The organism is Bifidobacterium minimum (assembly GCF_000741645.1).
GTDB classification, from domain to species: Bacteria; Actinomycetota; Actinomycetes; order Actinomycetales; family Bifidobacteriaceae; genus Bifidobacterium; species Bifidobacterium minimum.
Genome location: NZ_JGZD01000007.1, coordinates 81,607 through 97,288 on the forward strand (window position 1 = coordinate 81,607; position 15,682 = coordinate 97,288).

At 63.1% G+C, this 15,682-nt stretch carries 11 protein-coding genes and 1 tRNA gene; 10 read left to right on the plus strand and 2 right to left on the minus strand.

All coding sequences use genetic code 11. From position 1 onward, the window contains the following. Nucleotides 1-112: 112 nt before the first annotated feature. Nucleotides 113-1,150: a metal ABC transporter solute-binding protein, Zn/Mn family gene (locus BMIN_RS02540; RefSeq protein ID WP_026647515.1), complete on the minus strand. Its 1,038-nt coding sequence runs from the start codon at nucleotides 1,148-1,150 to the stop codon at nucleotides 113-115. Between the two features lie 128 nt (nucleotides 1,151-1,278). On the opposite strand from BMIN_RS02540, the gene BMIN_RS02545 reads away from it, so the two are divergent. The 6 genes from BMIN_RS02545 to pyk all read left to right on the plus strand — a co-directional run bounded on the left by BMIN_RS02545 (nucleotide 1,279) and on the right by pyk (nucleotide 9,481). Then, entirely contained in the window at nucleotides 1,279-2,160 is an 882-nt protein-coding gene (locus BMIN_RS02545) for a bifunctional methylenetetrahydrofolate dehydrogenase/methenyltetrahydrofolate cyclohydrolase (protein ID WP_022861382.1), read from the plus strand. A gap of 215 nt (nucleotides 2,161-2,375) precedes the next feature. Beyond that, nucleotides 2,376-3,860 carry a 30S ribosomal protein S1 gene (rpsA, locus tag BMIN_RS02550; RefSeq protein ID WP_022861383.1) on the plus strand — a complete coding sequence of 495 codons (1,485 nt, stop codon included), beginning with the start codon at nucleotides 2,376-2,378 and terminating at the stop codon, nucleotides 3,858-3,860. A gap of 124 nt (nucleotides 3,861-3,984) precedes the next feature. Then, the gene (gene coaE / locus BMIN_RS02555) at nucleotides 3,985-4,656 is read left to right on the plus strand and encodes a dephospho-CoA kinase (protein WP_022861384.1); all 672 of its coding nucleotides are present in this window, start codon (nucleotides 3,985-3,987) and stop codon (nucleotides 4,654-4,656) included. Between the two features lie 4 nt (nucleotides 4,657-4,660). Next, nucleotides 4,661-6,772 (plus strand): excinuclease ABC subunit UvrB, encoded by a 2,112-nt coding sequence (gene uvrB, locus BMIN_RS02560; RefSeq protein WP_026647516.1) that lies wholly within the window; start codon nucleotides 4,661-4,663, stop codon nucleotides 6,770-6,772. A 70-nt stretch (nucleotides 6,773-6,842) separates the two neighbouring features. Continuing rightward, complete coding sequence (locus tag BMIN_RS02565; protein ID WP_026647517.1) at nucleotides 6,843-7,820, plus strand: TerC family protein; 978 nt, start codon at nucleotides 6,843-6,845, stop codon at nucleotides 7,818-7,820. A gap of 218 nt (nucleotides 7,821-8,038) precedes the next feature. Beyond that, the gene (gene pyk, locus BMIN_RS02570) at nucleotides 8,039-9,481 is read left to right on the plus strand and encodes a pyruvate kinase (protein ID WP_022861387.1); all 1,443 of its coding nucleotides are present in this window, start codon (nucleotides 8,039-8,041) and stop codon (nucleotides 9,479-9,481) included. A gap of 211 nt (nucleotides 9,482-9,692) precedes the next feature. Here the strand turns inward: pyk and BMIN_RS02575 are convergent, their stop codons facing one another. Continuing rightward, nucleotides 9,693-10,304 (minus strand): NUDIX domain-containing protein, encoded by a 612-nt coding sequence (locus tag BMIN_RS02575; protein WP_022861388.1) that lies wholly within the window; start codon nucleotides 10,302-10,304, stop codon nucleotides 9,693-9,695. Nucleotides 10,305-10,519: 215 nt separating this feature from the next. On the opposite strand from BMIN_RS02575, the gene BMIN_RS02580 reads away from it, so the two are divergent. The 4 genes from BMIN_RS02580 to BMIN_RS02595 all read left to right on the plus strand — a co-directional run bounded on the left by BMIN_RS02580 (nucleotide 10,520) and on the right by BMIN_RS02595 (nucleotide 15,669). Next, nucleotides 10,520-10,593: transfer RNA gene (locus BMIN_RS02580), tRNA-Leu, on the plus strand. A gap of 75 nt (nucleotides 10,594-10,668) precedes the next feature. After that, nucleotides 10,669-11,490 carry an ANTAR domain-containing response regulator gene (locus BMIN_RS02585; protein WP_026647518.1) on the plus strand — a complete coding sequence of 274 codons (822 nt, stop codon included), beginning with the start codon at nucleotides 10,669-10,671 and terminating at the stop codon, nucleotides 11,488-11,490. Continuing rightward, a complete protein-coding gene (gene polA, locus BMIN_RS02590) occupies nucleotides 11,468-14,542 on the plus strand; it encodes a DNA polymerase I (RefSeq protein WP_051126353.1) in 3,075 nt (1,024 codons plus the stop codon). Before BMIN_RS02585 ends, polA begins: the two co-directional genes overlap by 23 nt. Nucleotides 14,543-14,700: 158 nt before the next feature. Further along, entirely contained in the window at nucleotides 14,701-15,669 is a 969-nt protein-coding gene (locus BMIN_RS02595; RefSeq protein WP_022861391.1) for a Nif3-like dinuclear metal center hexameric protein, read from the plus strand. Nucleotides 15,670-15,682 lie beyond the last annotated feature (13 nt).

Here is a 15,682-nt window from a genome sequence, read left to right on the forward strand (position 1 = left end):
CTCATGACAATCATTATCATTAATAATCGCATGACGAGGGTGGCCTCTGACGAGGAGGACGATACCGCTGGGGCGCCGAATGAGGGGCGTCACCCAGTAGAGGTGGAGTCCGTCAGCGGGTGGCCGCGTCCTTCGCAGAGGATTCCGTCGCTGCCGAGGATGAGGACGATGAGGACGATGAGGACGATGAAGACGATGAAGACGATGAAGACGAACCCTTATCCTCGGACTGCGCGTCATCGTCCAGGGCGGCGGAGATGTCCCCGACCACGTCGGTTATCCACTCAAGCAGATCGTCGCTTCCCTGCGGCATCTGCTCGCCAACCTCGACAACGGGCAGTGACCGGGCCTTCGCCGCCGCAATGAGGATCCGCGCCGTCGCCCCGCGTTCCTGCTTGTTGTCGATCAGAAGATCGATCTGCGAATTGCTGATCAGGGACGTGAAGCTTCTGATATCGGATGCCGAGGGTTCGGACTCGTTGGCGACGGCCTTCGAGAACCCCTCCGGCGTCTTGTCCTTGAACCCCAGTTCCGACATGAGATAGTAGGACACAGCTTCCGTCGCCGCGTAGGTGGCGTCGTCGTGCTCATCCTTCACGGCGGATACGGCCTTCTCCACGGCGGCCTCGCGCTTCTTCCATGAATCCAGGCGCCTGCTGAAGGCCGACGCCTTGGAGGGCATGGCCTTGGCCAAGGCCTCCTCGACCTCCTCGGCCATGGCGCTGCGCGCGTCCTTCGAGAACCACAGGTGGGGGTTGTCTCCGTCCATGGCCCCCACGGTCTGAGCGGCCGACACTATGGTCGCCGTGGTGGACGCGCTTTTCGTGGCCCACGCGTCGTATCCGGCTCCATTGACGATGACGATGCTGGCGGAGCGGATCCGGCCCACATCCTTGGCGGTGGGCTCGAAGTCATGGGGATCGACGCTGTCCGAGGATAGTATCGACGTCACCTTCACGTCGTCGCCCGCGATCGCGGACGCCAGGGAGCCCCACTGGGCGATGGATGACACCACGGTCACGGCCGTCTTCGCCGTGTCGTCGGGGGATGCGGACGTCGCCGATGACCCCGGCGTCGAGCATGACGCCATCGTCATCGTCATCGCCAGCGCCATCACCGCGCACGCGGCCTTTCGCGCGAAGCACATCATGCGGAAATCCTCTCTCCATCGGATCGGGGATCGTCATGGCGTGATCCCTGGGTGACCTCCGGTGACCTCCCCCCACGATAGCCTAGGGGGGGCGCACATCGATTCCATCGGGGGAACGGGAGGATCATATGCCCATCAGGATGGACGGCAAGGCCATGGCCGGACGGGTCAAAAACGACTTGGCAGACCGCGTGCGATCGCTCGGCGAACGGGGCGTCCACCCCGGGCTGGGCACCATTCTGGTCGGCGAGGATCCGGGGTCGGTTCGGTACGTGAAGGGCAAGCACGCCGACTGCTCGGAGGTCGGGATCGAGTCCATCCGGATCGATCTTCCCGCGCAGTCCACGCAGGACGACGTCATCGCGGCCGTCCGCACGCTCAACGATGATCCGCGATGCACCGGGTTCATCGTCCAGCTCCCTCTTCCCGACGGCATCGATGAGACGGCGGTGGTCGATGCCATCGACCCCGCGAAGGACGCCGACGGCATGCATCCTTATAATCTGGGTCAATTGGTGTCGCATGTCTCGGGACGGATCGGAACCCCTCTGCCCTGCACCCCACGCGCGGTGATGACGCTTCTTGACGGTTATGGCATCGACGTGGCCGGACGCGAGGTGTGCGTCGTCGGAAGGGGCATCACCATCGGCCGGACCATGGGGCTGATGCTGACCCGGCGTGGCGCGGACGCCACCGTCACGCAGTGTCATACGGGAACGCGGGATCTACGGTCCCATCTGCGTCGTGCCGACATCATCATCGCTGCGGCAGGCCATGCCGGGATCGTCGGTCCGGACGACGTGAGCGATGGGGTCGTCCTTGTCGATGTGGGAGTCTCCCGCGTCTACGATGACGCCGTGGGACGATACCGCATCAAAGGCGACGTGGATCACCGGTGCTACGAGCGCAGCGGCGCCTACACCCCCAACCCCGGAGGAGTGGGGCCGATGACGCGGGCCATGCTGCTCAGCAACGTCGTGGAGATTGCCGAACGTTCGTCGGCGCGCTGAGACCGAGTGATCACGTCGCCGTGGCGCGTGGGATTGGTTTCGGCGGAGTCTCCACGGTCGGGGGTGCCGAGGGCCGGGGTTGTCCGACACGCCCGGAACGGCCGTCGGGTGATTGTGCAGGGGGCTAGTTATTATAGACCTGAGTGTGCCTGAGAGGGCACGGATAATTGAACATCGATACAATCCATCAATAATCTCACAGAAACCCACAATTAATGGCAGAGAACAATAGCGGAGTCACCAAGGTTGCGATCAACGACATCGGCACCGAAGAGGACTTCATCAAGGCAGTCGATTCCAGCATCAAGAACTTCGATGACGGCGATCTGGTCGAGGGGACCGTCGTCCGAGTCGATAGGGACGAGGTCCTGCTGGATATCGGCTACAAGACCGAGGGCGTCATTCCCTCCCGCGAGCTTTCCATCAAGAAGGATGTCGATCCTGACGATGTCGTCGAGGTCGGCGACACCGTGGAGGCGCTTGTCGTCACCAAGGAGGACAAGGAAGGCCGCTTGATTCTGTCCAAGAAGCGTGCTCAGTACGAGCGCGCCTGGGGCGACATCGAGAAGATCAAGGCGGATGACGGCGTCGTCGAGGGTACCGTCATCGAGGCCGTCAAGGGCGGTCTCATCGTCGACATCGGACTGCGCGGCTTCCTGCCCGCGTCCCTCGTCGAGATGCGCCGCGTCCGTGATCTCTCGCCGTACATCGGGCAGAAGATCAAGGCCAAGATCCTTGAGCTCGACAAGAACCGCAACAACGTCGTCCTGTCCCGTCGCCAGTATCTTGAGGAGACCCAGTCCGAGGTCCGCGAGACCTTCCTGAGCCAGCTCAAGAAGGGGCAGATCCGTGAGGGCGTCGTGTCCTCCATCGTCAACTTCGGCGCGTTCGTCGATCTGGGCGGCGTGGACGGACTCATCCACGTCTCGGAGCTTTCCTGGAAGCACATCGACCATCCGTCGGAGGTCGTCAAGGTCGGAGACAAGGTCACCGTCGAGGTTCTTGAGGTGGACATGGACCGCGAGCGCATCTCGCTCTCGCTCAAGGCCACCCAGGAGGATCCGTGGCAGCGTTTCGCGCGCACCCATGTTCCCGGACAGATCGTCAAGGGCAAGGTCACCAAGATCGTGCAGTTCGGCGTGTTCGTCTCCGTCGAGGACGGAATCGAGGGTCTGGTCCACATCTCCGAGCTCGCGAACCGTCACGTCGACAATCCCGAGACCGTCGTCAAGCCCGGCGAGGAGATCTTCGTCAAGGTCATCGACGTCGATCTCGACCGTCGTCGCATCTCGCTGTCGCTCAAGCAGGCCAACGACTCCGTGGATCCGTCCTCCGAGGACTTCGATCCGGCGCTCTACGGCATGCCGGCCGAATACGACGAGAACGGCAACTACAAGTATCCCGAGGGCTTCGATCCGACCACCAACGAGTGGATCCCGGGATACGAGAAGCAGCGCGAGGAGTGGGAGTCGCAGTACGCCACCGCCCACGACCTGTGGGAGGAGCACAAGGCCTTCGCCTCCAAGGAGATCGAGAACGCCGCCGCCTCCGCCGCCGAGGATGGACAGGGCTCCGAGCACGAGGCTCCCAAGGCTGAGGCCGCGTCGAACTATTCGTCCGATGCGTCCACCAGCGGAACCCTCGCCGATTCCGATCAGCTTGCTGCTCTGCGCGAGCAGCTGCTGAGCGAGAAGAAGTGATGCGTCGCGGCGTCGGTCGCATTCTCTGACGCCGTTGCAGCCGATGGCCCGTCCTGTGATCGCAGGACGGGCCATCGCGTGTATCACGAGATCTTCGCGGTCTCTGCCGTAGCATGGGCATGTGATGAGAATCGGATTGACAGGAGGCATCGCAGCGGGGAAGACCACGGTCGCCCGCCGGTTCGGCGACCTCGGCATCCCCGTCATCGATTACGATGATCTTGCTCGGCGGGCGGTCGCTCGGGGGAGCGGCGTTCTGCGAGAGATCGTCTCCGTGTTCGGTCCGGAGGCGCTTGGAACCGACGGCGAGCTCGATCGCGTATGGATGGCCGGGCATGTGTTCGGTCCCGGCTCAGGCGCCGACGCGCGCGTGCGTTTGGATTCCATCGTCCACCCCGAGGTGTTCCGCATGGCGCTCGATCGTGAGGCATCGCTGGATGATCCGAGACTCGTCGTCCATGATGTGCCGCTGCTGGCCGAGGTCATCGGAACCATACCCTTCCGTTTCGACCACATCATCACGGTGGAGGCGCCGGCGAGCGTGCGGGTGTCGCGTATGATGACGTCCCGCGGCATGAGCGAGGAGCAGGCGCGCGACCGTATCGCCAGCCAGCCGTCCGGGAGGTCCCGCAGGGCCATCGCCGACATCGTCATCGACTCCACCCTGCCGTTGCCGGACATGATGGATCTCGTCGATTCGCTGGCCGCGCAATGGGCCGCGGAATGCCCGCCACGGCATCCCCTGCGGCATACTGTATGGACAGGGTCGGCCACGGATGCCGACGGAAACGTGTGAGGACATGGGATTCAACATCGAACGGACGAACAAGCCCTTTGTCGTCAAATCACCATACAGGCCGTCCGGCGATCAGCCGCAGGCCATTGACGAACTTGCCACCCGCATCAACAACGGCGAGAACGACGTGGTGCTCATGGGCGCCACCGGAACGGGCAAAACCGCGACCACCGCGTGGCTTATCGAGCGGTTGCAGCGACCGACTCTGATACTTGAGCCCAACAAGACGCTGGCCGCGCAGCTGTGCGCGGAGTTCCGCGAGCTCATGCCCGACAACGCGGTGAGCTATTTCGTGTCCTACTACGACTATTACCAGCCCGAGGCGTACATTCCCCAGACGGACACCTTCATCGAGAAGGATTCGAACATCAACGACGACGTGGAGCGACTGCGGCACGCCGCCACGGCGAATCTGCTGACCCGGCGCGACTGCGTGGTGGTGGCGACGGTCTCATGCATATATGGTCTGGGAACCCCCGAGGAGTATGCGGGGAGGATGCTGTTCCTCAAGGAGGGGCAGCGGATGGACCGAGACCAGCTGCTGCGCCGGTTCGTCTCGATGCAGTACAAGCGCAACGACATCGCCTTCACGAGAGGGACCTTCCGCGTCAGAGGGGACACGGTTGAGATCATTCCCGTGTATGAGGAGCTGGCGATACGCATCGAGTTCTTCGGGGACGAGATCGACCGCATATCCACGCTCCATCCGCTGACGGGCGACGTCATCGCCCATGAGACGCAGGTGCACATTTTCCCCGCGTCCCATTACATAGCCGGTCCCGAGAGAATGGCCAGAGCGCTGTCGTCCATTCATGAGGAGCTGGACGACCGCGTCGCCGAGCTGCGCAGGCAGGGCAAGGAGCTTGAGGCCCAACGCCTGACGATGCGCACGACCTACGACTTGGAGATGCTCTCGCAGGTCGGCGTCTGCTCGGGAGTCGAGAACTACTCGCGGCATTTCGACGGCAGAGATCCGGGGACGCCGCCGCACACGCTTCTGGATTTCTTCCCCGACGATTTTCTGCTGGTCATCGACGAGTCCCATGTCACCGTCCCCCAGATCGGTGCGATGTACGAGGGGGATGCCAGCCGCAAGCGCACGCTGGTGGAGCATGGGTTCCGTCTTCCGTCGGCGATGGACAACCGCCCCCTGAAATGGCCCGAGTTCCTCGATCGCGTGGGGCAGACCGTGTATCTTTCGGCGACGCCCGGCGATTACGAGATGGGACTGTCCGACGGCGTGGTGGAGCAGATCATCAGGCCCACCGGTCTGGTGGATCCCCGGATCGACGTGCGCCCCGTGGAGGGTCAGGTCGACGATCTCCTCGCGGAGATCCGGGACCGCGTCTCCCGTCACGAGCGCGCGCTGGTGACCACGTTGACGAAGAAGATGGCGGAGGATCTCACCGATTATCTGCTCGACAAGGGAGTCAAGGTCGAGTATCTGCATTCGGACGTCGACACGCTTCGCCGAGTGGAGCTTCTTCGGGAGCTTCGCGAGGGCACGATCGACGTCATCGTGGGCATCAACCTTCTTCGGGAGGGGCTCGATCTTCCCGAGGTGTCGCTGGTGGCGATACTCGACGCCGACAAGGAGGGGTTCCTCCGCTCGTACCGTTCCCTGATCCAGACGATCGGCAGGGCCGCGAGGAACGTCTCGGGAACCGTCATCATGTACGCGGACCACACCACCGAGGCGATGCACAAGGCCATTGACGAGACCAACCGCCGTCGGGACAGGCAGATCGCCTACAACCGGGAGCATCATATCGATCCCAAGCCGTTGATCAAGAAGATCAGCGACGTCAACGACATGCTGGCCAAGGAGGACGTCGACACCGAGACGCTGCTCGCGGGAGGCTATCGCAACGCGGGGAAGGCGGGCAACACCCATCTGGGGGTTCCGCGTGCTGACGAGAGGGAGGCGCGCCGCCGCCATGAGGAGATCCTCAAGGCGGGGCTGCCCGCCCAGGATCTGAGCGACATCATCCGGGAGCTGAGCGCGCAGATGCACACCGCGGCGGAACAGCTGCAGTTCGAGCTGGCCGCGCGACTGCGCGATGAGATACGTGACCTGAAGAAGGAGCTGAGACAGATCACCGACGCGCGACGCTGACGCCGTCGTGCGGCGCCGGGCACCGGTCGCGGGCGGCCCGTGGTCACAGCCACTTCCTATGCTGGAGGGCATGTCGGAAACCCCTATCGCCTTCATGGTGGCGACCTTCATCGTTCTCGCGGTGTTCTTCGTCGTCGATATCTTCGTCATCGGGCGGCGTCCCCACGTGCCGTCGACGAAGGAGTGCATCAGGCACATCGTGTTCTTCGTCGCGATGGCGCTCGTCTTCGGCGCGCTGATCTGGGTGGTCTCGGGGCCGAAGCCGGCGGTGGAGTTCTATTCGGGGTGGCTGACCGAATATTCGCTGAGCATCGACAATCTGTTCGTGTTCGTGATCATCATGTCGAACTTCGCGGTTCCGAAGGTGCTGCAGCGATACGTGCTGAGCGTCGGAATCGCCGTGGCGCTTGTGCTGCGCGGGATCTTCATTCTGGTGGGTGCGGCCATCATCACGCGCTTCACGTGGGTGTTCTTCCTGTTCGGGGCTTTTCTCATCGTCACGGCGATCAAATTGGTCACCGGACATGACGAGGACGAGGAATACCACGAGAACGGGCTGATCCGCATGCTGCGCCGCGTCGTTCCCCTCACGGACGACTTCGATGGGGAGCATCTGAGGACGACCCGTGACGGACGGCGTTACTGGACTCCGATGCTTATCGTCTTCCTGGCGATCGGCACCACGGACGTTATGTTCGCCTTTGATTCGATTCCCGCGATTTTCGGTTTGACCAAGGATCCGTTCATCGTCTTCACCTCCAACGTCTTCGCGCTTCTGGGGCTGCAGCAGCTGTACTTCCTGTTGGGCGCGCTGCTCGACAAGCTCGTGTACCTTCCGTTGGGGTTGTCGGTCGTTCTGGGATTCATCGGGGTGAAGCTCATCATGGAGGCCCTTTCGGGCAATACCCTGCCGTTCATCAATGGGGGACAGGGTGTCGAATGGGTCCCGGAGGTTCCCACATGGCTGTCCCTTCTGGTGATCGTCCTTGCGATCGGAGGCGCGTCGTTGGCGAGCGTCATCAGCATGAAGCGGGCCGAAAAGGAGTGACGTCCGCGGACGTCCTGCGGGGATGTCCCTGGCGGAGCGACGTGATGCCGGCTGCTCGTCTGCGCGAAAGAAGGATGTGGCGAAAGAGGGGTGTGAGCGCTAACAACACGCTGGAAATACTTCGCACAATCGTACCGCAAACCTAGTAGTGTGGAAGCTGCGTGTCCGGGGTGCATCCGGATCACGGTATTTTTACACGAACAGGAGTAGGCAGGCATATGCGTAAAGCCAAAATCGTCGACACCATCGGTCCCGCTACCGAATCGCTGGAGAACATCACCAAGCTCGTCGAGGCCGGAATGGACGTTGCGAGGCTCAACCGTTCGCACGGAACTCCGGAAGATCATCTCAAGGTCTACAACAACGTCCGTGAGGCCTCCAAGGCCACGGGCCGCAATGTGGCCGTTCTCGTCGACCTGCAGGGGCCGAAGATCCGTTGCGGCTGGTTCAAGAAGAACGCCGATGGCGAGGACAAGGTCCAGCTCACGGAGGGCCAGGAGTTCGTCATCACCACCGATGACGTCGAAGGCGACGAGACCATCACCTCCACCACGTTCAAGGGTCTTCCCGGTGATTGCCATGCGGGCGACCCCATCCTCATCGATGACGGCAAGGTCCGTCTCGAGGTGACGAAGGTCGAGGGCAACAACGTCCACACCAAGGTGGTCGTCGCGGGTCCCGTCTCCAGCCATAAGGGCATCAATCTTCCCGGCGTCGCAGTGAGCCTTCCGGCTCTGACGGAGAAGGACGAGGCGGATCTGCGCTGGGGAATCCAGACCGGCGCGGACATCATCGCCATGTCCTTCGTGCGTTTCGCCACGGACATCGACCGCGCCCACGAGATCATGGACGAGGAGGGACGCCGCATCCCGATCGTCGCCAAAATCGAGAAGCCCCAGGCGGTCGAGAATCTCGAGGAGATCGTCAAGGCATTCGATGGCATCATGGTCGCCCGTGGCGACATGGCCGTCGAGATGCCGTTCGAGGAGGTCCCGCTGGTCACCAAGCGGTGCATCGAGCTCGCTCGTCAATACGCCAAGCCGGTGATCGTCGCGACCGAGGTCCTGGGATCCATGGTGCATTCCCCGGTGCCGTCCCGCGCGGAGGCCTCCGACTGCGCCAACGCCATTCTTGATGGCGCGGACGCGACCATGACGTCCAACGAGACCGCGGTGGGCGATTACCCCGTCGATACCGTCAAGACGATGAGCCGCATCTCCGGATATGCCACCGAGCACGGATACGACCGCATCCCCAATCTCAAGAACCTTGATATGTCGAGCACGGGTGCCGTGTCATCCGCGGCCGTCGATCTTGCCGAGAAGCTCAATGCCAAGGCGATCGTGGCCTTCACGCAGACCGGCAGCACCGTGCATCGCGTCTCCCGCGAGCGTCCCGCCTCGCCGATCTACGGCATCACCAACAACTTCCACACCTTCCACTGGCTGGCGCTCAGCTGGGGAACCGAGGCGTTCCTGGTCGATGAGGATTACCACGGCAAGAGCCGCAAGGATCTGATGATCTATACGGATGAGGTCCTCCGTTCCGCGGGCAAGGTCTCCAACGGTGACAAGATCGTCGTTCTCAGCTCCGCCCAGGGGGATCACCAGCCCGGCCGCACGGATTCGATCTACGTTCACACCGTGGGCGCCTGCGACTGATACCGCCCGTCGCCCATCGTCCGTCGCCCGCAAGGCACAGGGACGTAAAGATTACGGTGACGTAAAGATACAGGGCAATAAAGATACAGGGCAGGAAGAATCAGGAAGGGCCCGCACAACAGGAATAGTTGTGCGGGCCCTTCCCTATGCGCGGACCGCGCCGACGTGGTCTATGCCGGTCGGGCCGTCCGCGCGGTCATCGTCATTCGGGTCATTCCGCGGAGGGGCCGGTCTGGGGATGCCGCAGTCCCTCATGCAGCCGCATGATCGCTATGATCGATTTCGCATCGATGACCACGCCCCTGATCACCATGTCGTAGGCATCGTCAGGGGAGACGAGGCGAACGTTGGACCTCGGTGATTCCGGCCCTATCTCACCACGGTCGACGGTGCTCAGATCCGTTGCGTAGAACAGCGAGGTGTGCTGCGTGGAGAAGCTGGGAGTGTTGAGGAAACGCATGAACTGCGAGATGTGCCCGGCGTCGTATCCGGCCTCCTGACGGAGTTTTCGCAGCGCGACGTCGACAGGTTTCTCGTGGTCCAGATGGGCGTGCCCGGCGGGAATCTCCAACGTCCACCGATGGCTGGGAAGCCGGTACTGCTCCACGAGCGGAATGCTTCCATCCGGGGTCTGTGCCAGAATCCCGATGGTGTCCCCGTGGTTCTCGCGCAGGATCAGGCGATCGAATCGCGACGACGTCGACGAGCTCAGTGACACGCGCTCCACGGTGAAGTAATGACCGTCGATGAGCTGCTCCCTGGATTGCTCCCTGACGGGCGCGGGACGCCATGGATCGAACCGGCGATAAGTTTTCTTGTTCATGGCAACTCCTCGTCACATCACTGATCAACAGGCCGTCAAGTTCAATGGACGCCTGTCTGAAACCCTTTCCCATTGTAAGGCTCCGCGACGTGAAACGCCGTGGGCGCAAGAGGCCATACCGGTCCGTATGCCTCGACGACACACGGCGTCAGGGGTGCTGATATGCTTATCTGCGTGATGTGCGACGGGTGGTCGGGAAGGCTGCCGCCGTGACCGCCCCTGTATCCCAATTGGTAGAGGAAGCAGCCTCAAAATCTGCACAGTGTGGGTTCGAGTCCCACCGGGGGCACGTGTGAGTGTATGGCGCATGAGGTCGTCGCCGATGCCGGAGAGTGGATCCAGCGTCCGTTGGAAAGAGGTTGATATGCCCACGAGGAAGAGGAACAACGAATCAGCGACCGGCGTGGATAACGAGGTTCTCACCCCTGAGGAGCTCAAAGCCGTGACGCAGGCCGTCGACACCGAAGCCAAGGATGACGAGGTCGTGTCCGCTCCGGCGACACCGTCCAGAACGTCGAGCCATCCCACGGTGGTTGTGGCCGAGGACGAGTCCGTCAATCGCATGGATCTGGTGGCCATGCTTGAGGACAACGGCTATAAGGTGGTCGGCCAGGCCGCCAACGGCGAGGAGGCGGTGGAGCTCACGCGGAAGCTGCGCCCGGATGTCGTCTGCATGGATGTCAAGATGCCCCGTATGGATGGCATCGCCGCCGCTGGAACGATCTGCGACGAGAACATCGCGCCGGTGGTCATGCTCACCGCGTTCTCTCAGCCCGATCTGGTCAAGAAGGCCACCGGTGCGGGCGCGATGGCGTATGTGACCAAGCCGTATGAGGAGTCGAAGCTTCTTCCGGCGCTCGAGGTCGCCATGGGACGTTTCAACGAGATCAACGACCTTCTGGACAGCGTGGAGGCCAGTGAGCGGCGTCTTCAAGAAGCCGAGGACAGTCTGCGCGTCGCCGAGGAGAAGCTCCGCAAAAGCGAGGAGACCCTCGAGGAGCGCAAGCTCGTCGACCGTGCCAAGGGACTTCTCATGGACAAGGCCGATTTCTCGGAGCAGGGCGCCTTCCGATGGATTCAGAAGACATCGATGGACCAGCGCATTCCCAAGAAGAGACTTGCGCTGGCGATCATTGCCAAATACGGCGAACCCAAGGAGGACGATGTCCCAGAGGACGAGCAGTAGCCGGAATCCTGAAACGCACGCGGTGGAGGACACGGGCACGCTGCTCGTCGTCGATGGCCACTCTCTGGCCTTCCGCGCCTTCTTCGCGCTTCCGGCCGATAATTTCAGCACATCCTCGGGTATGGCCACCAACGCGATATGGGGCTTCGCTTCGATGCTGTCGCAGGTCATACAGACCGAAAAACCCGATCATCTGGCCGTCGCCTTCGACGTCAAGGGCGGGACGTTCCGCAACACGCTCCTTCCTCAGTACAAGGGAACCCGCGACGCGGCTCCCGAGGAGCTGCTCCCGCAGCTTCCTCTGATCCAGCGCATGCTCATGGCTCTGGGCGTGGTCTATATCGAGAAGCCCGGCTATGAGGGCGACGACATCATCGGAACCCTCGCGAGCATGGGCGAGAAGGCCGGCCTGCGCACTTTGGTTCTGTCCGGGGACCGCGACGCCTTCCAACTCATCGACGACGACATCACCGTCCTCTATCCCGGCCATCATTTCAAGGACCTCCACCACATGACCGCCGCGGCGGTCATCGAGAAGTATCACGTCACGCCCACGCAGTATCCCGATCTCGCGGCCCTGCGCGGCGAGACCGCGGACAACATCCCCGGCGTTCCCGGAGTCGGCGACGGATACGCCGCGAAATGGATCGCGAAGTACGGATCCCTTCAGGGGATAGTCGAGAACGCGGAGTCCATCGGCGGCAAGAAGGGCGAATCCCTGCGGGAGAATATCGACCAGGTCCTGCTCAACCGCAAGGTCAACGCCTTGGTGAGGGATCTGGATCTGGGCGTGGACATTGACGCCATGACGTTCGGGCATCCCGACAGGAAGGCGCTGACGGAGCTTTTCCATGAACTGGAGTTCGGGGAGAGGACCATGCGCAGGGTCCTGGATGCCTTTGACGCCGGGGGAGACGATTCAGACTCCGGCGTTGAGCCGGCCGCGGAGTTGGACATGCCGCGGATCGAGATCGTCTCGACGGCGGATCAGCTTCGCGCATGGGCGGCACAATGCCATGCGGGTGATGTCGGCGCCACCGATGCCGCGGCATCCGTCGCAGGTGCCGGCGCTGCCTCCGACCCGGGGCCCTCCGACCGAGATATTCCCATGCCCGGGGAGGATGGGCTCCCCGCCATCGACCAGAGGGTCGGATCACCCACCATCGAATCCGCCATCACGGTGCATGCCGAGGGATGTCCCAAGCCCGGTGGCGAAAGTCTTGAGACGCTGGTCCTGATGGACGGCGGGCGCGCTGCGGTTATCGAGGCGGCTGACATCGAGGTGGCTGACATCGAGGTGGCTGACATCGAGGTGGCTGACATCGAGGTGGACGACATCGAGGTGGACGACACCGAGCCGTCCGCAGCGGCGCGGCCCGGAACAGCAGCGGCGCAATCTGGAACGGCTCGGTCGGGAACGTTGCGTGACGCTCTGTCCGACGCTCTGTCCTCATGGGAGGACCGGGTGATCGTCCATGGATACAAGGAGCATCTCCACATACTCGGCGCATGGGGAATCGGTATGCCCCGACCGGTGTTCGACACGAAGCTCGGCGCGTATCTTGACCAACCGGATTTCCACGCGGACACGGTGGAGCAGTGCGCGGCGCATTTCCTCGACGTTCATGTGGACGATCCCGACGAGGAGCCGGCGCAGGGAACGCTTGACATCGACGGCACGACGGACGATGAGTCGGATGACCGCACCGCAGGGCGGAACGCCGTGCGGGAGAAGGCCGTGCGACACGCGGCCATCGTTCACGCGTTGGCGGTGAAGCTGGGCGCGGTTCTTGATGAGAGGCATCAATATGGGCTGCTGACGACCATCGAGCTGCCCGTGTCCCAGTCGCTGTACGGCATGGAGGTCGCGGGCGCCCGCGTCGACGCGGAACGCATAGACGATCTTCTGAAGCAGTTCACGGCGGACGCCGAACAGGCCCAGAGCATCGCATGGGAGGCTGCGGGGCGCGAGGTGAACCTGCAAAGCCCCAAACAGCTCCAAAGCGTGCTTTTCGACGAGCTTGGCCTTCGTCCCACCCGCAGAACGAAAACCGGCGCCCGGACGACCAGCGCCGCCGCGTTGCAGGACCTGTACGTGCATTCGGCGGGCAACGAGCGCGCCAACACCTTTCTGGGAGCGCTGCTTCGCCATCGGGAGACGAACAAGCTCAAGCAGATCGTCCAGACGCTGATCGACTCCATCAACCCACGGGATGGACGGATCCACACCACCTATGAGCAGACGGTGGCCGCGACGGGACGTCTGAGCTCGACCGATCCGAACCTGCAGAACATCCCCAACAGAAACACCGAGGGCCGTGAGATCAGGTCCGTGTTCGTGCCGGGGGAGGGATACGAGTCGCTTCTCAGCTGCGACTACTCGCAGGTCGAGCTGCGCATCATGGCCGACCTGTCCGGCGACGAGGCGTTGATCGAGGCCTTCCGCTCGGGGGCCGATTTCCATCGCTATGTGGCCAGCCTCGTATACCAGATTCCGGTCGAGGACATCTCCTCCGACCAGCGAGGCCACGTCAAGGCCATGAGCTACGGGCTCGCCTACGGACTGAGCACCTACGGGCTGGCCAGGCAGCTGGGAGTCAGTCCGGCGGCCGCCGACGTGCTCAAGGAGAAGTACTTCGCCACGTTCGGCAAGGTCCATGACTATCTCGAGTCCCTTGTCGCGGGCGCGCGGGACAAGGGCTATACGGAGACGATGTTCGGACGCCGTCGGTATTTCCCGGCTTTGCGCTCCACCAACAGGGCGGCGCGTGAGGCGGCCGAGCGTGGAGCCCTGAACGCGCCCATCCAAGGATCGGCGGCGGACATCATGAAGCTTGCCATGATCCGTGCCACGCGCTCATTGCGGGCGGCGGGTCTGCGCAGCCGCGTCATCCTCCAGATTCACGACGAGCTCGTGGTGGAGGTCGCCGCGGGTGAGCTCGACCGGGTGGAGCAGGTGGTTCGCGACGCGATGGAGAACGCGGTGTCGTTGGCCGTGCCTTTGAGCGTGTCCGTAGGAGTGGGTGCCGACTGGCAGTTGGCCGCACATTAGCCTCATTGGACCATTGCCTCATTGGACCACGGTGTTTGCGGGTATCCGGCCGGATCCGTGGGGTTGTGGATCGTGCGTCCGCAGGCGGTTGCGTTCGGGGTCTTCGAGACCCCGCCGGAGTCCCGTCGTCGTTGTGGTGCTGGAAGGAGTCGATCGTCATGGTGAGATTGTCACGGGTCGTCGAGGCGTTGGAGATGCTGTATCCGCTGCGATGGGCGGAGGACTGGGACCATCCAGGTCTGATCGTGGGCATGGGTGACGACGAGGTCCGTACCATCGCCTTCGCCGTCGATCCCACGGCCGCCGTCGTTGATGCGGCCATCGGGCGGGGAGCCGATCTTCTCGTATGCCACCATCCTCTGCTGTTCCGTTCCGTGCATGAGGTTTCCGGACTTCCATATGCCGGAGGGGCTTCGCACGGCGCCCTTGTCGCGAAGCTGTATCGCGCGGGTTGCGGATTGTGGGTCGGGCACACCAACGCCGATGCATCCTTGCGTGGCGTGGGACAGGCCGCGGCGGACGCGTTCGGCATCGTCGATCAGCGTCCCCTCGTGCCGGCGAGGGCGCCGGACGGGCATTCTGTCGTACAAGGCGGTGACGACGATGGCTCGCTCTCCATATCCGGTCACGCGGGTCGCGACGGGACGGACCGGCGGTCGACGTTCGAACCGGGATTGGGCCGTGTGGGTCGTCTTCGCGAGCCGCTGCCCTTTGCCGATTTCGTTCGGAGGGTGGCAGAGGCGCTGCCGCCGACGCCCTTGGGCGTTCAGGCGGCCGGGGATCCGGATGCGCTGGTCCGTACGGTCGCCGTGCTTCCCGGATCCGGGGACTCGCTGTTCGATGAGGTGCGCGCGGCCGGTGTGGACGTGTACGTCACCAGCGATCTGAGGCACCATCCCGCCACGGATGCCATCGAACGCGCGCGATTCGAGGCGCGCGTGACCACGGATGGCGATCATACCGTCCGTCCGATGCTTATCAATACCCCTCATTCGGCCATCGAATCCCTCTGGCTTGGTTACGCGGTCGAGGACGTCCCCGATCAGGTCGAACGCCTCACCGGCGAGAGACCCGGGGTCTTCCGGGTGGGGATCACGACCGATCCCTGGACCATGGTGGTGCGCTGACGGAAAAGCGACG